The sequence below is a fragment of the Pseudomonas sp. B1-22 genome, assembly GCF_050474425.1.
Lineage (GTDB): Bacteria > Pseudomonadota > Gammaproteobacteria > Pseudomonadales > Pseudomonadaceae > Pseudomonas.
In genome coordinates this window covers 253468-275597 of sequence record NZ_JBCHVH010000001.1, presented here as the reverse complement: position 1 = coordinate 275597, position 22130 = coordinate 253468, and the positions used below count along the sequence as shown (strand labels likewise).

Annotated in this window: 22 protein-coding genes; 7 read left to right on the top strand and 15 right to left on the bottom strand. The window is 65.2% G+C overall.

Features of this window, described 5'->3' with window-relative positions; genetic code table 11:
• Position 1 precedes the first annotated feature (1 nt).
• Genes ACQ5BL_RS01265 through ACQ5BL_RS01255 form a run of 3 tightly spaced genes read right to left on the bottom strand, consistent with a single transcriptional unit; the run spans position 2 to position 1967 of the window.
• Entirely contained in the window at positions 2-241 is a 240-nt protein-coding gene (locus tag ACQ5BL_RS01265) for a zf-HC2 domain-containing protein (protein WP_207885105.1), read from the bottom strand.
• Positions 235-849: an RNA polymerase sigma factor gene (locus ACQ5BL_RS01260; protein WP_243806137.1), complete on the bottom strand. Its 615-nt coding sequence runs from the start codon at positions 847-849 to the stop codon at positions 235-237. Before ACQ5BL_RS01260 ends, ACQ5BL_RS01265 begins: the two co-directional genes overlap by 7 nt.
• A complete protein-coding gene (locus ACQ5BL_RS01255; RefSeq protein WP_243805819.1) occupies positions 846-1967 on the bottom strand; it encodes a beta-ketoacyl-ACP synthase III in 1122 nt (373 codons plus the stop codon). The genes ACQ5BL_RS01260 and ACQ5BL_RS01255 overlap by 4 nt, the downstream gene beginning before the upstream one ends.
• A gap of 399 nt (positions 1968-2366) precedes the next feature.
• On the opposite strand from ACQ5BL_RS01255, the gene ACQ5BL_RS01250 reads away from it, so the two are divergent.
• Positions 2367-2879, top strand: coding sequence for an ankyrin repeat domain-containing protein (locus ACQ5BL_RS01250; protein WP_243805820.1), 513 nt, complete (start codon positions 2367-2369; stop codon positions 2877-2879).
• 5 nt (positions 2880-2884) lie between these two features.
• Here the strand turns inward: ACQ5BL_RS01250 and ACQ5BL_RS01245 are convergent, their stop codons facing one another.
• Positions 2885-3949 carry a GGDEF domain-containing protein gene (locus tag ACQ5BL_RS01245; RefSeq protein WP_207885108.1) on the bottom strand — a complete coding sequence of 355 codons (1065 nt, stop codon included), beginning with the start codon at positions 3947-3949 and terminating at the stop codon, positions 2885-2887.
• Positions 3950-4118: 169 nt separating this feature from the next.
• Here ACQ5BL_RS01245 and ACQ5BL_RS01240 point away from each other — a divergent pair, with 169 nt between their 5' ends.
• Positions 4119-4538, top strand: coding sequence for a 3-isopropylmalate dehydratase (locus ACQ5BL_RS01240; protein WP_243805823.1), 420 nt, complete (start codon positions 4119-4121; stop codon positions 4536-4538).
• Positions 4539-4559: 21 nt separating this feature from the next.
• On the opposite strand, the gene ACQ5BL_RS01235 is transcribed toward ACQ5BL_RS01240, so the two are convergent.
• On the bottom strand, positions 4560-4997 hold the full coding sequence (locus tag ACQ5BL_RS01235) for an HIT family protein (protein WP_243805825.1): 438 nt from the start codon (positions 4995-4997) through the stop codon (positions 4560-4562).
• Between the two features lie 124 nt (positions 4998-5121).
• Between ACQ5BL_RS01235 and ACQ5BL_RS01230 the strand changes: the two genes are divergently transcribed.
• Entirely contained in the window at positions 5122-5826 is a 705-nt protein-coding gene (locus tag ACQ5BL_RS01230) for a glutathione binding-like protein (protein ID WP_243805827.1), read from the top strand.
• A gap of 105 nt (positions 5827-5931) precedes the next feature.
• On the opposite strand, the gene hrpA is transcribed toward ACQ5BL_RS01230, so the two are convergent.
• Positions 5932-9948 (bottom strand): ATP-dependent RNA helicase HrpA, encoded by a 4017-nt coding sequence (gene hrpA / locus ACQ5BL_RS01225; protein ID WP_243805829.1) that lies wholly within the window; start codon positions 9946-9948, stop codon positions 5932-5934.
• Positions 9949-10144: 196 nt separating this feature from the next.
• Positions 10145-11830 carry a long-chain-fatty-acid--CoA ligase FadD1 gene (fadD1, locus tag ACQ5BL_RS01220; protein WP_243805831.1) on the bottom strand — a complete coding sequence of 562 codons (1686 nt, stop codon included), beginning with the start codon at positions 11828-11830 and terminating at the stop codon, positions 10145-10147.
• A 458-nt stretch (positions 11831-12288) separates the two neighbouring features.
• Between fadD1 and ACQ5BL_RS01215 the strand changes: the two genes are divergently transcribed.
• Positions 12289-12525, top strand: a complete 237-nt coding sequence (locus tag ACQ5BL_RS01215) for a YdcH family protein (protein WP_207885114.1) — start codon at positions 12289-12291, stop codon at positions 12523-12525.
• A gap of 75 nt (positions 12526-12600) precedes the next feature.
• On the opposite strand, the gene fadD2 is transcribed toward ACQ5BL_RS01215, so the two are convergent.
• Complete coding sequence (gene fadD2, locus ACQ5BL_RS01210; RefSeq protein ID WP_207885115.1) at positions 12601-14289, bottom strand: long-chain-fatty-acid--CoA ligase FadD2; 1689 nt, start codon at positions 14287-14289, stop codon at positions 12601-12603.
• Positions 14290-14625: 336 nt separating this feature from the next.
• Here fadD2 and ACQ5BL_RS01205 point away from each other — a divergent pair, with 336 nt between their 5' ends.
• The 3 genes from ACQ5BL_RS01205 to ACQ5BL_RS01195 all read left to right on the top strand — a co-directional run bounded on the left by ACQ5BL_RS01205 (position 14626) and on the right by ACQ5BL_RS01195 (position 17363).
• Positions 14626-15579, top strand: coding sequence for an alpha/beta hydrolase (locus ACQ5BL_RS01205; RefSeq protein WP_243805833.1), 954 nt, complete (start codon positions 14626-14628; stop codon positions 15577-15579).
• Positions 15576-16046 (top strand): MaoC family dehydratase, encoded by a 471-nt coding sequence (locus tag ACQ5BL_RS01200; RefSeq protein WP_243805834.1) that lies wholly within the window; start codon positions 15576-15578, stop codon positions 16044-16046. The genes ACQ5BL_RS01205 and ACQ5BL_RS01200 overlap by 4 nt, the downstream gene beginning before the upstream one ends.
• Positions 16047-16187: 141 nt before the next feature.
• Positions 16188-17363 carry an MFS transporter gene (locus ACQ5BL_RS01195; RefSeq protein WP_243805836.1) on the top strand — a complete coding sequence of 392 codons (1176 nt, stop codon included), beginning with the start codon at positions 16188-16190 and terminating at the stop codon, positions 17361-17363.
• Here ACQ5BL_RS01195 and ACQ5BL_RS01190 read toward each other — a convergent pair.
• The 7 genes from ACQ5BL_RS01190 to ACQ5BL_RS01160 form a co-directional block, all read right to left on the bottom strand.
• A complete protein-coding gene (locus ACQ5BL_RS01190; protein ID WP_207885119.1) occupies positions 17347-18201 on the bottom strand; it encodes an efflux RND transporter periplasmic adaptor subunit in 855 nt (284 codons plus the stop codon). The genes ACQ5BL_RS01195 and ACQ5BL_RS01190 overlap by 17 nt on opposite strands.
• A 13-nt stretch (positions 18202-18214) precedes the next feature.
• A complete protein-coding gene (locus ACQ5BL_RS01185) occupies positions 18215-18424 on the bottom strand; it encodes a DUF1656 domain-containing protein (protein WP_207885120.1) in 210 nt (69 codons plus the stop codon).
• Positions 18411-20399: an FUSC family protein gene (locus tag ACQ5BL_RS01180; protein WP_243805838.1), complete on the bottom strand. Its 1989-nt coding sequence runs from the start codon at positions 20397-20399 to the stop codon at positions 18411-18413. The genes ACQ5BL_RS01185 and ACQ5BL_RS01180 overlap by 14 nt, the downstream gene beginning before the upstream one ends.
• 182 nt (positions 20400-20581) lie before the next feature.
• Complete coding sequence (gene ccoM / locus ACQ5BL_RS01175) at positions 20582-20692, bottom strand: cytochrome c oxidase subunit CcoM (RefSeq protein ID WP_279381559.1); 111 nt, start codon at positions 20690-20692, stop codon at positions 20582-20584.
• 216 nt (positions 20693-20908) lie between these two features.
• A complete protein-coding gene (locus tag ACQ5BL_RS01170) occupies positions 20909-21070 on the bottom strand; it encodes a hypothetical protein (RefSeq protein WP_207885122.1) in 162 nt (53 codons plus the stop codon).
• The gene (locus ACQ5BL_RS01165) at positions 21067-21666 is read right to left on the bottom strand and encodes an alpha-ketoglutarate-dependent dioxygenase AlkB family protein (protein ID WP_243805840.1); all 600 of its coding nucleotides are present in this window, start codon (positions 21664-21666) and stop codon (positions 21067-21069) included. The genes ACQ5BL_RS01170 and ACQ5BL_RS01165 overlap by 4 nt, the downstream gene beginning before the upstream one ends.
• A 50-nt stretch (positions 21667-21716) precedes the next feature.
• The gene (locus ACQ5BL_RS01160; RefSeq protein ID WP_243805842.1) at positions 21717-22019 is read right to left on the bottom strand and encodes an aspartate-semialdehyde dehydrogenase; all 303 of its coding nucleotides are present in this window, start codon (positions 22017-22019) and stop codon (positions 21717-21719) included.
• Positions 22020-22130: the final 111 nt, after the last annotated feature.

Sequence of the window (22130 nt, the reverse complement as noted above, 5' to 3'; positions counted from 1 at the left end):
CTCAGCGTCGCGAATGGTCCCGGCGCAGTTCCGCAAGGTGCGCGGCGAGCAGCTCGGTGTCCGCGCTGGTCTTCTCCGGCAGCGCACGCAGGGTCGCCTGGGCCAACCTCATCTGCCGCAGGTAGCGCCGGCAGTTGCGGCACAGCAGCAGGTGCCGCCGTAGCGCCAGCTTCTCGCGAAAGCCCAGTTGTTCGTCCAGCAGGTCGCTGGAGCGTGCCACCAGTTCCTTGCAGGTCAGCATTCCCCGGTCTCCTCGAAGTGCTCCAGCGTGGCGAACACCTTCAGCCGCGCACGATGCAGCAGCACCCTGACATTGGAGAGCGAAACGTCCAGAAGATTACAGATCTCGTCCAGCTCCAGTCCCTGCCGTTCGCGCAGCAGCAGGACACTGCGCTGCAGCTCGGACAGGCTGGCGAGGGTATTTTCCAGGCATTCGCGCAGTTCATCCTCGGCCAGCAGGGCTTCCGGGGAATCTTCGTGCCAGGCCAGCGGTGCCGGGCTCCAGTGACCGTCGGCGGCGAAACGGGCATCGTCGATGCTGCCGTGGGGTACGGGCAGATCGTCCAGCGAGATATCGCGGCGAACCTTGCGCAGTCGGGATTTGGCGGTATTGGCGGTGATGGTCAGCAACCAGGTCTTGAGGCTGGAACGGCCCTGGAAGCCGTCGAGATTGCGCACGGCAGCAAGCCAGGCATCCTGCACCACTTCGTCGGCCTGGGCACCGCCGACGATGGCGATGGCAACGGCACGCATCGCACCCTGGTAGGCGGCTACCAGGGTGCGGAAAGCCTGCTGGTCACCGGCCAGCAGGCGCGACAACAGTTCGCTGTCGTTTGTGGGCACGATCAGCGCTTGCGCAGGATCACGCTGCCGATGGAGTAGCCGGCGCCGAAGGAGCTCAGCACGCCGATGGAGCCGGCGGGCAGGTCGTCCTGGTACTTGTGCAGGGCGATCACCGAACCGGCCGAGCTGGTGTTGGCGTAGGTGTCGAGGATTACCGGCGCCTCGTGGGCCTCGGCGTCGCGGCCGAGCAGCTTGCGGGTGATCAGCAGGTTCATGTTCAGGTTGGCCTGGTGCAACCAGAAGCGCTTCACGTCGCTGACCGGGATATCGTTCTGCGCCAGGTGCTCGCCGATCAGCTCGGCCACCATCGGGCAGACGTCCTTGAACACCTTGCGGCCTTCCTGCACGAACAGCTTGTCGCGCGCGCCAATGCCCTCTTCCGCAGCGCGGTTGAGGAAGCCGAAGTTGTTGCGGATGTTGTTGGAGAACTGGGTCAGCAGCTTGGTGCTCACCACGTCGAACTGGTGCTTGGAGGTGGCCTGGTCGGCGCGCTCGACGATTACCGCAGTGGCGGCATCGCCGAAGATGAAGTGGCTGTCGCGGTCGCGGAAGTTCAGGTGGCCGGTGCAGATTTCCGGGTTGACCATCAGGATGGCGCGGGCCTGGCCGAGCTGAACGCTGTTCACCGCGGCCTGCAGGCCGAAGGTGGCCGAGGAGCAGGCGACGTTCATGTCGAAGCCGAAACCCTGGATGCCGAGGGCCGCCTGCACTTCGATGGCCACCGCCGGGTAGGCGCGCTGCAGGTTGGAACAGGCGACGATCACGCCGTCGATGTCTTCCGCAGTACGGCCGGCGCGCTGCAGGGCTTCCCTGGCGGCGTGTACGGCCATTTCACAGAGGATGCCCCAGTCTTCGTTGGAGCGCTCCGGAATGCGCGGAGCCATGCGATGGGGATCGAGGATGCCTTCCTTGTTCACCACGAAGCGGCTCTTGATGCCGGAGGCTTTCTCGATGAAGGCGGAGCTGGATTCGGCCAGCGGCTCCATCTCGCCCTTGGCGATCGCCTCGGCGTGTTCTTCGTTGTGAATGCGGACGTAGCTGTTGAAGGATTCCACCAGTTCATCGTTGGAAATGCTGAACGGCGGGGTATACAGGCCTGTTCCGCTGATCACGACTTTATGCACGGTCAATCCTCTTCTGTATCGGGCCGCCGGACCAGGCGGCAAGGTTAGGCATCAAGGTGCCCGCACGCAGGCCGGCACTGGATAGTCTGGGTCCGCGAGACGGCGCGGATACCGGAAAATGTAGCAAGGCAGTCTGCCATCCCCGTCTGCAGGCGGCATCTTCCGCCGCCCGGCGGTTCGCAGTGGTACCTTGGTACAACCACGGGGGTGCTGATTATGCTGCAATTTTCGGCAAAAAGTCGCCGGAAAAGCGTGGTTATCCCGCCACTTTCCGTAATAAAGCCTCGTACTGCATGGCGCGTCGATTGAATTTCTGCAAGGGCCTCATAGTCACCGCTGGCGCGCTATAGCCGGCGACGGCTCGTATGCTTCACGCCATTGCCCAGGGAAACCGAAAGGATGAGTGACATGCCCCGCCCGGAAATGGACGAACAGACCGTGGAATTCGCCAACCAGGTGATCGATCTAGCCCGCCAGGGCGATACCGAGCGCCTTGCCCAGTTGCTGCGACAGGGCCTGCCGGCCAATCTGCGCAACCACAAGGGCGACAGCCTGCTGATGCTGGCCAGCTACTACGGCCATCACGCCACGGTGCAGGTGCTGCTGGAGCACGGCGCCGACCCGGACCTGCGCAACAACGCCGGGCAGACGCCGCTGGCCGGCGCCGCCTTCAAGGGCGATCTGCAGATGGTGCGCCTGTTGCTGGGCCACGGTGCCGACGTCGAAGGCGTCTCGCCCGATGGCAAGACCGCCCTGATGATGGCGGCGATGTTCAATCGTCCGGAGATCGTCAGTTGCCTCCTGGAACACGGCGCCGACCCTGCGGCCCAGGATGCCAGCGGCCTGACGCCCCTGGCCGCCGCGCGGATGATGAACGCCGCCGATACCCTCGCCCTGCTCGAAGCGGCCTGAGCCGCTCAGACCGGGTCGCTGTGGACCAGTCGGTTGCGCCCTTCCGCCTTGCCCCGATACAGGCGGCGATCGGTGCAGCGGTAAAGTTCGTCGGCATCCAGGCCGTCGGTGGGCCACTCCGCCAGACCGAAGGTGGCGGACAACGGAATCTGCTGGCCGGAATACTCCAGCGGTCGCCGGGCGACTTCCTCGCATAACGCTTCCACCAGCGGCTGGGCGTCGAAGCGGTCGGTGAACGGCAGCAGGATGCCGAACTCCTCCCCGCCCAGGCGGCCGATCAGGTCGGTGGCGCGCAAGCGATGGCGCAAGCACCTGCACAGGTGCTGCAGGGCCTTGTCGCCCGCATCGTGTCCCCACTGGTCGTTGATCAGCTTGAAGTGATCGACGTCCAGCACCACCAGCACCAGCCGCGCGTCGTAACGGGCTGACTCCTGAATGCAACGATGCAACGCGCGCTGGAAGCTCTTGCGGCTGGCCACGCCGGTCAGCGCATCGGTGAGCGCCAGGTGCCGCAGCTGCTTATAGGCCTCGGCGCGCCGCCCCTCGTAGAGGTGCATGAAGGCGAGCACCAGCACGCCGCAGAAGATGCCGTTGCCGATGTCGATCAGCCCCGGCGCATCCAGGCGCAGGTGGTTCACGTAGAGGTACATCAGGGTCGCCAGCAGCATGAACGGCACGCTCAGCAGGAAGCCGCGCCACTGGCCCAGCAGCAGGTAGGCCATGACCGGCATCAGGTAGACCCAGACGAACGCCGTGGCCGAGGCCTTGGGCATGACGATGATATAGAGGATGAAGCAGAAGGTCGGGAGCAGGTAGGCGAAGATCCAAGGCACCAGGCGGCGTACCCGCTTGAGCCGGTGCGAGGCCCACAGCAGCACACCACAGGCTGCCGCCTCGGCGCCGGCCAGCCAGTAGTTGCCGGCCAGGCTCTGGAGGATGCAGAACACCCCCAGGGTCGCTCCGGTGCAGGCGAAGATCAGCCGCATCAACAGGCGGTGATCGGCCTCTTCCAGCCCTGTCGGCCCGGTGCTGGGTTCGTACAGTTGTTCGGGATCGCTGTTGCGGTACATCAGCCTGGCTCCTTGGCTTGGCCGTCAGCGGGTCGACCGCCCCAAAAAGACTACTCCAATTTCCTACAGTGAGTAGCCATCCGACCGATTCATTCTGTACGCCGGCCGATTCACGGCAGGATCGGCCGCTCTGGGCTAGCCTTCGCTGCATCATCCGTGGAGGAAATCTATGCGTTCGATCCTTGCCGTCCTGCCGTTGCTGGTGCTGTCCGGTTGTGCCTCGTACCAGGGCGATGAAGTCCATCCCGTTCCTTCCGATCGCCTGTTGGCCTATCAGCAACCGGGCAAGGACAGCGTCCAGGTCGACGTGACCCGCGATGAGGGGTACCTGGGTGGTGGCTGCTACGTCGCCGTCACCATCGATCACGAAGTAGCCGCGCGCATCGGCAAGGGCGAGTCGGCCAGCTTCCAGGTGCCGGCGGGCAAGCATGTGGTCGGCATCATCGGCGACAAGGACGGCGAAGGCCTCTGCAGCAAGGCCATGCTGCGCCGCGAACTGCTGGTGCCGTTGGAACCGGGCGGCAACAACGCCTTCCGCATCGTCAGCGACAACCGCACCGGTTTCGATATCAAGCCGGCGGTCGAGTAAGCCCGACCGCCCGGGTACTCCTCAGCCGTTCAGGCGAGCCACGAGGCGCGCCTGCAGCTTCTCCAGCTCTCCCGCGTCCGCCCTGTTTGCGGCGTGGATCCCCAGGCCCTCGCCGGCATAGCGCGGAACGATGTGCATGTGGATGTGGAACACCGTCTGGCCCGCCGGCGCGCCGTTGAACTGAGCGACCTGTACGCCATCGGGGTTGAGTTCCGCGACGATGACGCCGGTCAGGCGCTGCACCACGCGCATTACCTTGGCCAGCGCATCGGGGTCGACGTCGAGGATGTTGCGCGCCGGGGAGTTCTTCGGAATCACCAGGGTATGGCCGTAGGACTGCGGGAACAGGTCGAGGAAGGCGAGCACGTCGTCGTCCTCGTACAGCTTGTAGCAGGGAGCTTCGCCACGAATGATCTGGGCGAAGATGTTCTGCGGATCGTAGGTGCCTTGCAGGCTCATGGTGGGCTCCATCTCCAGTGACTATGGGGCCGCACCATACCGGTTTGTCGCGCGCGGGTCATGACCGGCAGCGCGCGGAGGTCTATTCTGAGACCTTTTCTTCAGTTGCCTGACCGGAGCATGCATGTCAGACCTTTCCGCGTTCCCCATCACCCGCAAATGGCCCGCCGAACACCCTGACCGCCTGCAGCTGTACTCGCTGCCCACGCCCAACGGCGTGAAGGTGTCGATCATGCTGGAAGAGCTCGGCCTGCCCTACGAGCCGCACCTGGTCAGCTTCGAGCGCAACGACCAGATGTCCCCGGAGTTCCTCTCGCTCAACCCGAACAACAAGATCCCCGCGATCATCGACCCCAACGGTCCGGACGGTAAGCCGCTGGCACTGTTCGAGTCCGGCGCGATCCTGGTCTACCTCGCCGACAAGACCGACTCGCTGATCGTCCCCGGCGCCACTGGCCGCTACGAGACGCTGCAGTGGGTGATGTTCCAGATGGGCGGGATCGGACCGATGTTCGGCCAGGTGGGCTTCTTCAACAAGTTCGCCGGCAAGGACTACGAGGACAAGCGCCCGCTGCAGCGCTACGTGGACGAGGCCAGGCGCCTGCTGGCCGTGCTCGACCAGCGCCTGGAAGGCCGCGACTGGATCATGGGCGAGCGCTACACCATCGCGGACATCGCCACCTTCCCGTGGATTCGCAACCTGATCGGTTTCTACGAGGCGGGAGAGTTGGTGGGCTTTGAGAACTTCCACAATGTGAAGCGCGTGCTGGAGCGATTCCTCGCACGGCCGGCGGTGCAGCGTGGGCTGAATATCCCGAAGCGGGATTGAGGATTCACACCCTGTCGGAGCGAGCTTGCTCGCGAATAGATTCCCCGGCAGCTCAGGAGCTGGGCGGGTTCGCGAGCAAGCTCGCTCCTACAAGATCAATCGCGGTCAGGCCTCGACCTGGCTCCACTGCTTCGACAGGCGCTTGTCCGACACCGGCACCTTGGTCCCCAACTGCTGGGCGAACAGCGAGACGCGGTACTCCTCCAGCATCCAGCGGTACAGCGCCAGCTCCGGGTCACGCTTGCCTTCCTGGGCGTGCTTGGCCAGGCGCGCCGAATACTGTTCCCAGTAACCGGCCATCTCGCCGCTCCACACACGGTCGCGCTGGACCTGCCCGGCAACCTTGTCCAGGCGCTGCTCGACCGCCTTAAGGTAGCGCGGGTATTCCTTCAGCCATTCCAGCGGCGTGTCGCGCACGAAGCCGGGGTAGACCAGCTTGGCCAACTGCCCCTTCACGTCGTTCAGCGGCACCGTCATGGCGAGGTCGACCTTGCCCTTGAAGCGCTTCTGCAGGCCGTGCCAGAGCTTGAGGATTTCCAGGGTCAGGCGGGCGATGCGCTCGGCGTGCTCGGTCCAGGCGCCGCGTTTCTTCTCGGCCAGTGACGCAAGCCCGGCGCCATCGCGCGGCAGGTTGCTCTCGCCGTCGAGAATGGCGCTGTCCAGACTGGCCAGCAGGATGTCTTCCACCAGCGCCTCGACGCGGCCCAGCTCGCGGTAGAGCAGGCCCATGTCGGTCTGCCCCGGCAGCTTGCTGCGCAAGAACTTCGCCGGCTCGGCCAGCTGTTGCAGGAGCAGGCGCTGCAGGGCGCGGCGGTGCTGGTAGTCGGCCTCGGCCTGGGTCGGGAAGCGGTTTTCCTTCACTACGCCAGCCTCTTCCACCAGCGCCGGGTAGACCGTCATCGACAGCCCGGCGACCTTCTGCTGGACCTTCTCCGCCACTTCGCCGAAGCCCTTGGCTTCCACCGGTTTCTGCGGCTTGTCCGCCTGCGGGATCGCCAGCGCGGCCTGGCTGGCCTCGGCGAAGCGCGCGGTGAGCTCGGCCAGGTCGCGGCCTTCGCCGAGGAACTTGCCACGGGCGTCGACCACTTCGATGTTCATCCGCAGGTGGCTTTCCACCTGGGTCTCGGCTTCCGCCCAGGCCTCTTCCGACACGCGGCTGCCGGTCATGCGCTGCAGTTCGCGGCCGAGAGACTCGGACAGCGCGCCCTCGGCGAAGACCATCTTGCCCAGCGCAGCGCGGACAAAGTCCGGCACCGGCACGAAGTTCTTGCGGATCGCCTTGGGCAGGCTGCGCACCAGCTCGATGCACTTGGCCTCCAGCAGGCCCGGCACCAGCCACTCCAGGCGTTCGGCAGGCAGTTGCGGCAGTAGCGGCGCGGGTACGCGCACAGTCACGCCGTCGCGCACGTGGCCCGGCTCGAAGTGATAGGTGAGCGGCAGTTGCAGGTCACCCAGGCGCAGGCGGTCCGGGTAGAGGCCGGCGGTCACTTCGCTGGCATCGCGGGCGAGGACGTCTTCCTCGCGCATGATCAGCAGGTCCGGCTGCTGCTTGTGCTCGCGCTCGTACCACTTCTCGAAGCTGGCGGACTGGTAGATATCCGCCGGCAGGCGCGCGTCGTAGTAGCCGAACAGGGTTTCCTCGTCGGCGAGGATGTCGCGCCGGCGCGCCTTGGCTTCCAGCTCGTCGAGCTTTTCCAGCAGCTGACGGTTGGCCGCCAGGCACTTGGCGCGGCTGTTGATCTCGCCGCGCACCAGCGCCTCGCGGATGAACATCTCGCGGGACACCGGCGCATCGATCGGGCCGTAATGCACGGCGCGGCGGCCAACGATGATCAGGCCGTAAAGGGTGATCTGCTCGTAGGCCACCACCTGGCCACGGCGTTTTTCCCAGTGCGGCTCCAGGTAATTTTTCTTCACCAGGTGCCCGGCCAGAGGCTCCAGCCAGTCCGGCTCGATCTTGGCGACCATGCGGGCGAACAGCTTGGTGGTCTCCACCAGCTCGGCGGCCATGATCCACTGTGGCTTTTTGCGGCCGATCACGCTGGAGGGGTGAATCCAGAAGCGTCGCTGGCGCGCGCCGAGGTAGTCGCCCTCCTCCGCCTTCTGGCCGATCTGGCTGAGCAGGCCGGAGAGGATCGCCTTGTGCACGGCGGCGTAGTCGATATCGCGGGCATTAGGCTCATCCGCTTTGGCGACTGGCTGGCGACCACGATTGTCGTGTGGCTTGGCCTGTTCGCGGGCAGGCTCGCTCTTGCGCGAACTGCCCTCGCCTTTGCTGAAGGGCAGCTGCAGCTCGCGGCAGATCAGCGTCAGCTGGCGGTGCGCGTCCCTCCACTCACGAAGACGCAAATAGTTCAGGAAGTTCTTCCGGCACCAGTTGCGCAGCGGGTTGGAGCCCAGCGCCTGGCGCTGTTCCTCGAAGCCGCGCCAGAGGTTGATCAGCGCGGCGAAGTCCGAGTCCGGGTCCTTCCACTGCGCGTGGGCCTGGTCGGCGGCCTGCTGGCGGTCCATCGGCCGCTCGCGCGGGTCCTGCACGGACAACGCGCTGGCCACGGTGAGCACTTCCGGCAGGCTGCCCAGTTGCGCCGCTTCCAGCAGCATGCGGCCCAGGCGCGGGTCGATGGGCAGGCGCGCCAGCTGGCGGCCCAGCGGCGTCAGCTGGCCCTCGCGGTTCACCGCCGAGAGTTCCTGCAGCAAGGTGAAGCCGTCGTTGATCGCCTTGCCGTCCGGCGGCTCGATGAAGGGGAAGGCCTCGATGTCGCCCAGGCGCAGGTGGAGCATCTGCAGGATCACCGCCGCGAGGTTGGTGCGCAGGATTTCCGGATCGGTGAAGGCCGGGCGGCCGTTGAAATCTTCCTCGCTGTACAGACGCACGCAGATGCCCGGCTCGACCCGGCCGCAACGGCCCTTGCGCTGGTTGGCGCTGGCTTGCGAGATGGCCTCGATGGGCAGGCGCTGGACCTTGGCGCGGTAGCTGTAGCGGCTGATGCGCGCGGTGCCGCTGTCGATCACGTAGCGGATACCCGGCACGGTCAGCGAGGTTTCCGCGACGTTGGTGGCGAGCACGATCTTGCGTCCCGGCATGGGCGCGAAGATCTTCTGCTGCTCGGCTGGCGTCAGGCGCGCATAAAGCGGCAGCACCTCGGTGTGGCGCAGGTTGGCCTTGCGCAGCATGTCGGCGGCGTCGCGGATTTCGCGCTCGCCGGGGAGGAACACCAGCACGTCGCCGGGGCGCTTGCCGACTTCTCGCTCGTGGGCGGCGATCTCGTCCAGCGCGCGGAGGATGCCCTGGTCCACGGAGAGGTCATCGAACAGCGCTTCGCCGTCCTCGTCCACTTCCGCCGCCAGCGGGCGGTACCAGGTTTCCACCGGGTAGGTACGCCCCGAGACTTCGACAATGGGCGCATCGCCGAAATGCTTGGAGAAGCGCTCCAGGTCGATGGTCGCCGAGGTGATGATCAGCTTGAGGTCAGGCCGGCGCGGCAGCAGGGTCTTGAGGAAGCCGAGCAGGAAGTCGATGTTCAGGCTGCGCTCATGGGCTTCGTCGACGATGATCGTGTCGTAGCGTTCCAGATAGCGGTCGTGCTGGGTCTCGGCCAGCAGGATGCCGTCGGTCATCAGCTTGATCAGGGTGCTGTCGTCGCTCTGGTCCTCGAAGCGCACCTGATAACCCACCAAAGAACCCAGCGGTGTGCCGATTTCCTCGGCAACGCGGGTCGCCACGCTGCGCGCGGCCAAACGGCGCGGCTGAGTGTGGCCGATCAGGCCGTGGGTGCCGCGCCCCAGCTCCAGGCATATCTTCGGCAACTGGGTGGTCTTGCCCGAACCGGTCTCGCCGGCGATCACCACCACCTGGCTCTTTTCCAGCGCGGCCTTGATCTCGTCGCGCTTGGCGGCAATCGGCAGGCTGTCGTCGTAGCGGATCCTCGGGATGCTCGCGCGGCGCGCCTCGACCTTGACGCAGGACGCCTGGAAGCGCTCGGCCCACTGGGCCAGCTTGGCGTCGTCGGGGTGCTTGCGCAGTTCGTGGAGTTGCCGGCGCAGGCGATGGCGGTCGCGGATCATCGCGTGATCCATGCGCTGCAGGAGCTGTTCGGGAGTCGGCGTGCTGTCTGTGGTCATCGGCTTCGCGTGCATCAGGCGGGAGCGGCGCGAGCAGGTGCGGAGCCGGTCCCTGGAATGGGCTGTCATGGCGACAATCCGCGAATTGTCGCAAAAGACCGGCAAGGGCCGCCACGCCGATTGCTTGGCGGCCCTACACGCCTGCGCATCCAGGCATAAAAAACCCGCCTTGCGGCGGGTTTCTTCAACGCTCAGCTCAGGCCTTGGCCTTCTTGAGCTCCTGGTCGCGCAGTTCGCGGCGCAGGATCTTGCCGACGTTGGTGGTCGGCAGGCTGTCGCGGAACTCCACGGACTTGGGACGCTTGTAGCCGGTGAGGTTGTCGTGCATGTGCTGCATGACCTGCTCCTTGGTCAGGGTGACGCCCGGCTTGGACACCACGAAGACCTTGATCGACTCGCCGGACTTCTCGTCCGGGATGCCGATGGCGGCGCACTGCAGCACGCCCGGCAGGGTGGCAAGCACGTCTTCCAGTTCGTTGGGGTACACGTTGAAGCCCGACACCAGGATCATGTCCTTCTTGCGGTCGACGATACGCATGTAGCCGTCGTCCTGGATGATTGCGATGTCACCGGTGCGCAGCCAGCCGTCCTTGTCGAGGATCTCGTCGGTGGCTTCCTGGCGCTGCCAGTAGCCCTTCATCACCTGCGGGCCCTTCACGCACAGCTCGCCCCGCTCGCCCAGCGGCAGGTCCTGGCCGTCATCGCTGATGACCTTGCACAGGGTGGACGGAACCGGGATGCCGATGGTGCCGATCTGGATGTTCTGGAACGGGTTCACCGACACCACCGGGCTGGTCTCGGTCATGCCGTAGCCTTCGCAGATGGCGCAGCCGGTGACGTCCTTCCAGCGCTCGGCGCTGGCCTGCTGCAGGGCCATGCCGCCAGACAGGGTCAGCTTCAGCGCGGAGAAGTCCAGCTTGCGGAAGCCCTCGTTGTTGCACAGGCCGACGAACAGGGTGTTCAGGCCGACGAAGCCGGTGAACTTCCACTGCGACAGTTCCTTGACCATGCTCGACAGGTCGCGCGGGTTGGTCACCAGGATGTTGTGGTTGCCGGTGAGCATCATCGCCATGCAATGGAAGGTGAAGGCGTAGATGTGGTACAGCGGCAGCGGCGCGATGAGGATCTCGCAGCCTTCGTTGAGATTGGCGCCCATCAGTGCCTTGCACTGCAGCATGTTGGCGACCAGGTTGCGGTGGGTCAGCATCGCGCCCTTGGCTACGCCGGTGGTGCCACCGGTGTACTGCAGCACGGCCACGTCGTCGCTCTTGGGCGAGACTTCCGCCACCGCCTTGCCACGGCCCTTGGCCAGGGCGTCGGTCAGTTTCTGCGCATTGGGCAGGTTGTAGGCCGGCACCATCTTCTTGATGTGCTTGACCGCGAAGTTGACGATGAAGCGCTTGAGCGGCGGCAGCATGTCACCCACTTCGGTGACGATGACGTTGCGGATGCCGGTTTTCGGCAGCACTTCCTCGGCCAGGTGGGCCATGTTCGCCAGGCACACCAGCGCCTTGGCGCCGGAGTCGTTGAACTGGTGCTCCATCTCCCGCGCGGTGTACAGCGGGTTGGTGTTGACCACGATGAGGCCGGCACGCATGGCGCCGAACACCACGACCGGGTACTGGAGCACGTTGGGCAGTTGCACGGCGATGCGGTCGCCGGGCTTGAGATCGGTGTTCTGTTGCAGATAGGCCGCGAAGTCCCCGGAGAGCTTGTACATCTCGCCGTAGGTCAGGGTCTTGCCCAGGTTGCTGAAGGCAGGCTTGCTTGCAAAGCGTTGGCAGGACTCTTTGAGTACCGCGAGGATGTTCGGGTACTGGTCAGCGTTGATCTCGGCAGCGATCCCCACTGGGTATTTGTCCTTCCAGAAATTGTCGGTCATGGAAGCCCACTCCTAAGCAACAGCTCATCTTTACCGCAGTGCGGTTCGTTGTTGTGTTTATGTCGCTTTCCCTGGAGGCAGGGAGCGAAAAGCGGGCCGAGATTAGCAGCTTTGAGAAACAGCGACCAGCACCAAACACAGCCTTGCCAGTCAGAAAAATGACCAGAAGCAGCTATTTCGGTCACCCTCCTCCCGCTCGTCGGAAAAGCCCGTGCCAGAAGGGCTGCAGCCTTGTTGGATTGTCTGACAAAGTCGATTTCAGGGAAATGAAACCGGAAAAAAGGATGGGACTGGCGATCAGACTGCCCCCCGTTGCAGGGGGGAATATTCGGAGTCGGATCAGGCGATTTCGCGCAGGCCCATATGCCCCAATCGTCGCGAAGACTTCAGTGATCTACCTCAACACTATCGGGGTCCGGATCCCGCAAAGTGCTTTTGCACTCTCCTGGAGAACCCTCATGTTTCCCGAATTCCGTGAAAAGATTACTCGCCTCAAAGCCGAGGACCCGCACTTTGCAAAGCTCTTCCATAGCCACAACGATCTCGACCAGCAGATCAAGAACATGGAAGCCGGCATCACCCCCGCAACCCACGACGCCATCGAGGCGCTGAAGAAGCAGAAGCTCCAGCTCAAGGACGATCTCTACGAGATCCTGCGCAAGAAGGACGGCTGCTGTGGCGGCTGTGGTGGTTGACCGACTCTGGCCGACAACCCGCCATAAAAAAGGGGGCTGATTCTGGATCAGCCCCCTTTTTCATTCACGCTCACCTCAAGCCGTTTCGCGCAGCTCCCGTCGCAAAATCTTGCCCACCGGCGTCATCGGCAGGGCGTCCTTGATGACGATCTGCTTGGGCACCTTGTAACCGGTGAAATTCTCCTTGCAGTAGGCCTTGAGCTCTTCCACCGTCACCCCGCCCTCGCGCGGTACGACGAACAGCTTCACCGCCTCGCCGGACTTTTCGTCCGGCACGCCGACCGCCGCGCAGTTGGCGACTTTCGGGTGGGCCATGACCACGTCTTCGATCTCGTTGGGGTAGACGTTGAAGCCGGAAACGATGATCAGGTCCTTCTTGCGGTCGACGATGCGGACGAAGCCGTCCGGGTCGATCACCGCGATGTCGCCGGTGCGCAGCCAGCCTTCGGCGTCCAGCACCTCGGCGGTGGCTTCCGGACGCTGCCAGTAGCCCTTCATCACCTGCGGGCCCTTCACGCACAGCTCACCACGCTCGCCCAGGCCGACATCATTGCCGTCGTCGTCGATGACCTTCAGCGCGGTGCCTGCCACCGGGATGCCGACCGTGCCCAGGCGCGCCTTGTCGCCGTACGGGTTGGTAGTCACCACCGGCGAGGTTTCGGTGAGGCCGTAGCCCTCCACCACCGAGCAACCGGTCAAGGCCTTCCAGCGCTCGGCGGTGGCGGTGACCAGCGCGGTGCCGCCGGAGTTGGTGACCTTGAGGTTGGAGAAGTCCAGTTCCTTGAATTCCGGGCGATCCATCAGGGCGACGAACAGGGTGTTGAGTCCCAGCAGCGCGGAGAAGCGCCACTGTTTCAGCTCCTTGATGAAGCCGGGGATGTCGCGCGGGTTGGTGATCAGCACGTTGTGGTTGCCGTTGACCATCATGCACATGCAATTCGCGGTGAAGGCATAGATGTGGTACAGCGGCAGCGGCGCGATCATCACCTCGTTGCCCACCTGCATCAGCGGCTTGCCGTCCGGGCCGTGCTGCTGCAGGCAGGCATGCACCTGCTGCATGTTCGCCACCAGGTTACCGTGGGTGAGCATGGCGCCCTTGGCCACGCCAGTGGTGCCGCCGGTGTACTGCAGCACCGCGATGTCTTCCAGGCCAACCTTGACCGGCTGCAGGCCGTGGCCACGACCCTGGCGCAGGGCATCCTTGAAGGAGACGGCCTGGGGCAGGCTGTACTCCGGCACCATCTTCTTCACATGCTTGACCACGGTATTGACCAGCATGCCCTTGAGCGTCGGCAGCAGGTCGCCCATGCGCGCCTCGATCAGGTATTCGATGCCGGTATCGGGCAGCACTTCCTGCACCAGCTTGCCGAACAGGTTCACATACACCAGCGCGCGGGCGCCGGAATCCTTGAACTGGTGGCGCATCTCGCGAGCGGTGTAGAGCGGGTTGGTGTTGACCACGATGAGGCCGGCGCGCAGGGCGCCGAACACGGCAATGGGGTATTGCAGGATGTTGGGCATCTGCACGGCGATGCGGTCGCCGGGCTTCAGGTCGGTGTTCTTCTGCAGGTACGCGCCGAAGGCAGCGGACAGGCGGTCCAGCTCGGCGTAGGTCAGGGTCACACCCAGGTTACTGAACGCCGGACGGTCGGCGAATTTCTTGCAGGAGCGCTCGAAGACTTCCACCACGGACTTGTAGGCCGTCAGATCGATGTCGCTGGGCACTCCTGCCGGGCGTTTGTCGTTCCAGAAATCAGGTTGCATTTATTCTTATCCTCATACCTGAGCGAAACAAAACCGCCGTTGCGGTCATTTGACGGAAGCTAGCAGTTCCCCCGGTCAGCGCAAAGACTCCCGCAAGCGTCATTGACTGCGTGAATCTCACGCCACCGCCGCCTTGCCAGGCGCAATGGCCCCAACGCCTGGCGTCGCGGGAAGCCTAGGCCAGCCGACGCAATCCATACAGGAAATGTCTGCCCGCGGAGCTGCGCAAAAATCGCCTGGGCAGATGCGCGCTGCGCTGTACACTGCGCAGCGTCGGCGATGATCGCCGTGTCTCCTCTGCGCTCGATAATTCGTACAACAGATCGGGAAGGACCCATGCCCTACGCTGCCTACTGGCTGACCGCCAGCGACGAGACACCGTTGTACGCCCGCCACTGGGCGCCGGAAGGCCCGTCCCGCGGCGCCCTGATGCTGTCCCACGGCATGGCCGAACACGCCGGCCGCTACGAACGCCTGGGCCTTGCGCTGAACGCCGCCGGTTATCACCTCTACGCCATCGACCAGCGCGGCCACGGCCGCACCGCCGAACATGGCGAGCTCGGCCATTACGCCGACCATGGCGGCTGGGGCAAGGTGATCGGCGACCTGCATACGCTGAACCGGCACATCCGCGAAGAACACCCCGACCTGCCCATCGTCCTGCTCGGCCACAGCATGGGCAGCTACATCGGCAGCGCCTACCTGATGCAGCACAGCGCCAGCCTGAAGGCGGCGGTACTGTCCGGCTCCAACTACCAGCCGGTGGCGCTGTACCGGAGCGCCCGCGCCATCGCCCGCTTCGAGCACTGGCGGCAGGGGCCGCTGGGGCGCAGCGCGCTGATCGACTTCCTCTCGTTCGGCTCCTTCAACAAGGCCTTCAAGCCGAACCGCACCGCCTTCGACTGGCTCAGCCGCGATCCCGTCGAGGTCGACAAGTACGTCGCCGACCCGCTCTGCGGCTTCCGCTGCAGCAACCAGCTGTGGCTCGACCTGCTCGGCGGCCTGGCCGACATCACCCCGCTGGAGCACTTGTCGCGCATCCGCAGCGACCTGCCAGTGCTGGTGATCGGCGGCGAACGCGACCCGGTCAGCCAGGGCAAGCGTTTGCGCGATCTCGCCCAGGCGATGACCCGGGCCGGGGTTCGCGACGTCCAACTGAAGATTTATCCCGACGCCCGTCACGAGCTGTTCAACGAGAGCAACCGCGACGAGGTCACCCGCAACCTGATCGACTGGTTGGGTGCGCACTGCCCCGTCTGCCAGTCCGAGCCCCTTGAGGAGCCCCTATGACTTCCGTGCAAAACGTCCCCTACGAAGAACTCGAAGTCGGCCAGAAGGCCAACTTCCAGAGCAGCGTCACCGAGCGCGACATCCAGCTCTTCGCCGAGGTCTCCGGTGACCGCAACCCGGTGCACCTGGATGCCGAATACGCCGCCACTACTCAATTCAAGGAGCGCATCGCCCACGGCATGCTCAGCGGCGCGCTGATCAGTGCAGCGATCGCCACCACCCTGCCCGGCCCGGGCACCATCTACCTCGGCCAGAACCTGACCTTCACCCGCCCGGTGAAGCTCGGCGATGAATTGACAGTAGAGCTGGAAGTGCTGGAAAAGCTGCCGAAGAACCGCGTGCGCATCAGCACCACCGTGCTCAACCAGGACGGCAAGGCCGTGGTCAAAGGCGAGGCCGAAGTCATGGCACCGACCGAGAAGCTCAATATCGAGCTGCCCGTCCTGCCGCCGATCACCGTCGGCTGACGCTCGCTCCGGGGCCGGCCACCGGCCCCGGAAACTTGTATACAGTTCCTCGCTCGACTACCCTGCCTCCGTCACCTCACATCCATCCGGGATAACCGAAGGCTTCGTGCCCGAAACCCCTCACCGGGAATCGGAGCCGCCATGGACCTTCGACTGCTGTTGCTCTCCCTCTGCACCTTCGCCGCCGGCGTTGCCGAGGCCATCCTCACCGGCATCCTGCCCTCGCTGGCCGATGACCTTCATGTCTCGCTCAGCCTTGCCGGCCAGCTCACTACCCTGTTCTCCCTGAGCTTCGCCATTGCCGCGCCGCTGCTCGGCTGGCTGACCCGTGGTGTCGAATGCCGCCGTCTGCTGGTCGTCACCCTGCTGGTGTTCGCCATATTCAACGCCGGCGCGGCACTGAGCCCCGGCTACGTCCCGCTGCTGCTGATGCGCATCGGCATGGCCGCCTGTTGCGGGCTGCTGATCATGCAGGCCAGCCTGCTGGCGGTGGAACTGGCGCCGCCGGCCCAGCGCGGGCGCGCCATCGGCCTGATCTTCATGGGCATCAGCGGCTCGCTGGTATTCGGCGTGCCGGCCGGCGTACTGGTGAACGAATGGTTCGGCTGGCGCTGGATCTTCGCCGCCATCGCCCTGTATTCCCTGCCGCTGGCAGTCCTGCTGCGCCTCGCCCTGCCCCGCCGAACCCTCGGCAGCCCGGCCAATGGCGCGGCGTACCGTCGCCAGCTGCGCAACCCTTCGCTGAACCTGGCGCAACTGGTGTCGATCCTCCTGCTGGGCGGGCACTTCACCCTGTTCGCCTACATCACGCCCTGGTTCCAGCAGGTGGCGGACATCACCGACAGCCAGGGCATTGCCCTGACCCTGCTGCTGATCGGCCTGGCCGCCATCGGCGGCGGCTACCTGGGCGGCTGGCTGAGCGACCGCCTCGGCCATCGCCGTGCATTGATCGTGGTGCCGGTGCTGTTCGCCGCGGCGATGCTGGCGATCCCGCTGAGCCTCGGGCATCCGTGGATGCTGCTCTGCGCCCTGATGGTCTGGAGCACCATCAGCTGGATGATCTCGCCGGCGGTACAGAGCTACCTGCTGGCCAGCGACCCGGCCAGCGGCAGCGCCGGGGTGGCGCTGAACACCTCGGCCATGCACCTGGGCGTGGCCCTCGGCGCAGCGCTGGGCGGCGCGGTGATCAGCCTGGCCGGCATCGCCTGGACGCCCTGGGTCGGCATCGGCCTGGTGGCGACATCGGTCATCTGCGCGGCACTGTCCTGCTGGCTGCAGCGCGAGCGCGACGAAGCCGCGCTCACTGCCTTACGGTAACGCTGGCGGTCATCCCGGCGCTCAGGTGCACGCCGTCAGGCACCTTGTCCAGGCGGATGCGCACCGGGATGCGCTGGGCCAGGCGCACCCAGTTGAAGGTCGGTTCGACGTTGGCCAGCAACTGGCTGTCGGGAATCGCGTTGCGGTCGGTAATGCCACTGCTGATGCTTTCCACCGTGCCATCGATGGCGACGTCGCCACTCATCAGCACCACCCGCGCCGGTTGGCCGATGCGGATGCCGGGCAACTTGGTTTCCTCGAAGTAGGCGGTGACGTAGAAGGACTTCTGGTCCACCAGCGCCATCATCGCCTGGCCCGCCTGGGCGTAGTTGCCCTGGGCCAGGCGCAGGTTGGTCACCTGGCCGTCGCGCGGGGCGCGCATCTCGCTGCGGGTCAGGTTCAGCTCGGCCAGACGCAGCTGGGCCAGTGCCTGGTCATACTCGCTCTTGGCGATGGCCGCGTTGATCTGCGCGGTTTCCTTGTCTTCGGCGCTGATTGCCGCGATGCCCAGGCGGTTGCGCCGCGAGGCCTCGCTCTGGCGCAGCAGGTACTGCTGGTGGCGGGTTTCGGCAAGTGCCTTGGCCTGTTCGAGGTTGGCGGCGTAGCGCTCGCGGTCGATGCGCATGATCAGGTCACCGGCCTTCACCTGCTGGTTGTCCTGAACCGCCAGGTCGGTGACCCAGCCGGAGACGTCCGGGGCGATCACCACCACGTCGGCGCGCACCCGCGCATCGCGGGTCCAGGGCGAGAGCATGTAATAACGCCACAGCCAGGTGCCGGCCAGTACGGCGGCGGCGACCAGGATCAGGGTGATGGCTACGCGAAGGAATCCGCGCATTCAACTTCTCCTTTCAAGGGGCTGCGCTCAGCGCCCAGGTGACACCACAGAGAATCAGCACGAACAGCGAGCAATCGAACAACGCCTCGTGCCAGATCAGGCGGCCGAAGGGCGTAGCCTGCAGCAGCAGGCGCAACACCACGGTCAGGCCCAGGGCCAGCACCGCGTAGATGAACAACGGACTGAGGTAGACACCGCCCCAGCCGACCTCATGCAGCCCCATGCTGGTCCTCCAGTCGGCACCATTGCCGCCAAGTGTGGCGCAATTGCGCCAGGGCGGCGCGAGCCAGACGATTGGGCTCGCTCTCGCCGTGCAGGTCGCGAGCCAGGGCATCTTCCAGCGGCTCGCAGAGCGACTCCAGGCGCTGCTCCCGACCGCCACCCGGCCCCTGCTCCAGCACGCTGGCGAGCGAACCGAGGAACTGGTCGCGCGCCTTGCGCAACGCGCCGTGGGCGTTATTGAGGCAGGCGCGCATATGGATCAGCTCGTTGCCCAGGTCCAGCGCCAGCAGGCCATCGTGCCAGCGCCGCTGCTCCTCCGCCGGCAGCAGGGTGTAGTGCCGGGCGAGGCGGATCAGGCGGTCGGCCATGCGCCCGCCGAACCAGTTCTCCGCCTCATCGATCGGCCGTCGGGTCAGGCGCCCGAGATCGTCGCAGGTGGCCTGGATCAGGCGCCGGTTGAGCCAGTCCGCCGGCAGGGTGAGCAAGCGGAACACCACCACCGCGAAGCCCACGCCGATGACCACGCCCTGGGCGGCATTGAGCAGGGATGCCAGGTCATAACGCATCACATTGCTCGGTGCCACCAGGGTGATGAAGTGGATCGCAAAGGAGGTGGCGGTGCCGGCCAGCGCCGGCGTCGCCATGGCCAGCAGGGCGAAGAACAGCGGAACCCCGAGCGCCATGCACAACAATGGGAAGCCGTTCCATTGCGGCAGCAGCCATTGGGTGACCACCGCCGCGGCGGGTACCGCATAGAGGATGCCGCGCAGGAATCCCAGACCGATGGCGACGGCGTTGTCGCGGTTGGCGAACAGGCTGCAGATCACCGCCGCCAGCAGCATCCCCCCGGTGGCGGCAGGCCAGGCGGTGGCCATCCAGAAGGCCGACATGCCGAGCAAGGCAACGGCGCTGCGCAGCCCGTAGAACAGCGCCATCAACCAGTCACGGTGCCAGGACAGCGTGCCGGTCACCCGCTCGTCCACCGCCCCCGAGGCCACCGACCGCATGGTGCGTTCGGCCTCCACCGCCTTGCGCAGCAACAGCGCACAACGGGTCAGGCAGTAGCGCAGGTCATTGGACTGGGTGTCGTCGGTGCCCGCCGCCTCCAGCCGATCGCCCAGCGACTTCATCGACTCGACCCCGGGGTCCTGCAGCACCGCCTGCAATTCATCGATCCACGGCTGCAACCGCGCCTTGTCGCCCTCGTCCAGCACGCTGCGCTGGCGGGCCACGCCGCGCGCGGTGCGCAACAGGCTGAGCAGGTCGCGGGAAAGAATGCGCAGGGCCCGCGAACGCATGCGCCCGCGATACCCCTCGAACCAGGCGTGGTCGCGCTGCACGTCCACCTCGACGATCTTGCCCAGCGCCTGCAGCAGGCCCTTGATCTCCCGCGCATCGGCGTCGATCTCGCTGCGCGCCGCCTGCATTCCGGTAAGCCAGGTGGCCCGCGCCTGCTTGTCCAGGTTGGCCTCGACCCGACGCGGCCAGAGAATCGCGCTCACCGCCGACGCGCAGAGGATGCCCAGGCAGATCTCGGTGGAGCGCGCCACCGCCTGATCGAAGACATCCAGCGGATGGCTGATCGCAGGCAGCCCGATGATAGCCACTGTGTAGCCCGAAAGCACAAAGGCGTAGGAGACGTGATTGCGCAGCGTGGTCGAAGCGGCAGTACACAGGCCGAGCCACACCGATACGGCCAGCAGGAACAGCCAGGGCGTCTGGGCGAACAACGCCATGATCACCACCGACATGGCGGTACCGGCGAGCGTACCGATCAATCGGAACAGCCCCTTGGCCACCACCATGCCCGACAGCGGCTGGGACACGATGAACACCGTCATCAGCGCCCACTGCGGCTGGGCGAGGTCGAAACGGAAGGCGCACCAGAGCGCCAGGCCGCCGGCCAGGAGGGTCTTGATCGCGAACTTCAGCGCCAGCGTATCCGGCGCGAGGAATGCCTGTAGCGTTGGTCGCACGCGGTCTCTCGAAAGGCTCCGGAATCTATCGCTTAAAGATAGTCGGCTACGGGGATGGCAACATCGTTGCCGAACATATTATTAGCCTGCTAACAATATGTCATCCTGACTTTCGGGCAGGCAAAAAAACGGGCGACCTAAGTCGCCCGAAGTGCCTTGCGTGCTCTGTGTATCCGTAAGGATCAGCTCTTCTTGTGGCTGTCCTTCCAGATGAAAATTCCGATCCCACCGAAGAAAACGACCATGAGGCCTACGGTAACGATGCCTGCGAGAACCACTTCGTCGATGAACATGATGCTGGCCTCCTGTTTGCCGACATCGTCTGGGGATGTGTGCAGATTACCGGCAGCCGGGCGGGACAAATTGACCTGGATCAATGGTCGACAAGGCGCTTTCCGGCGAGGGCCGGAGCACTGACGCAGGTCAACTTTGAGAGGGGATGGGGTGCGGCGGGAAGCCGCGCAGGGCGGCACTTTTGCGGGAAAGAGAGCAGTCGGCGGCAGGAAAAATCAGCGCTTCTTCGGCTTGCTCTTGCCTTTCTTGCGCGCCTTGCCCAGCGGCAGCGCGTTCTCGAAGGCCTGGCGCACGTCCTGCAGACGCTTTTCATGCACGTCGTGGATGCGCTTGTCGCGCTCGGAGGCGAAGTCGATCAGTTTGTCGTCGTTGCTCATGGCAGGGCATGCACCAGGCGGAAAGTCAGATTCAGGCGCGGCGCGACCGCAAGGCGCGTCTTGGCGACCTGATGTTGCCAATAATGCTGCGTAGCGCCGGACATGACCAGCAGCGAACCGCCGGATAGCTCGATGGAATGTTCGATTGTGTTGCGGCCCTTGCGCCGCAGGTCGAAACGCCGCGAGCCGCCGAGGTTCAGCGAGGCCACCACCGGATTGCGTCCCAGTTCCGGCTCGTTGTCGCTGTGCCAGCCCATGGAGTCCTGGCCGTCGCGGTAGTAGTTGAGCAGCACACCATTGAAGCGCTGCCCGGCTTCCGCCTCGACCCGCGCACGAATCTCCGCCAGCAGCGGCGTCCAGGGCAACGGTGCGTGGGTCAGGCCGGAATAGGTATAGAACGCCTCGGGATCGCCGTACCAATTGACCAGGCGCGGCACCGGATAGTCGCGCCCGTGCAGGTGCACGCTGGGCTGTTCCCAGGGCGTTTCGGCGACCAGTTGCTCGAACCACTGCGCCGCCACCTGCGGCGGACACCAGTCGGGCAACAGGCGCAGTTCGGCATCGGGCAACAGGATGGGGGCGTCGTCGAACAGCATTCGGGGCTCGGTGTAATCGGGTAGTGCTCCAGCTTACTCCGAGCCGACCGTCAGATCTCGATATCGATCCAGCGGCCCTTGCTCTGGGCGTCCTGCGGGTCGCCGAGCTCCTCGATCTGCTCCAATTCCTCCAGGGCTTCCCCCTCCGGCGTGCCGTCGCTGACCGGGCGGCGCTTGCGGCGGCGCTGGTACTCCTCCTGCAGCACCGTTTCGTCCGGACGGCGCTCCAGGCCCACGCCGGCATTGCCCGCACTGGACGCAGGCGGGCTCACCGGGGCGACATCCGGTCGCGACTTGGGCACGTCCTGCTGCGCAGTGACCGGCGAAACACTATGGGGAATGGGCAGCAACATGTGGAAAGGTCCTGTCGGAACTCCTCTGGTCAGGCTATCGGCCGGCCCGCCGCAGACTTGAATCCGGCTCGCTACACTTTCGTCATTTGCGGCAACTCCAGCGGGAGCCTC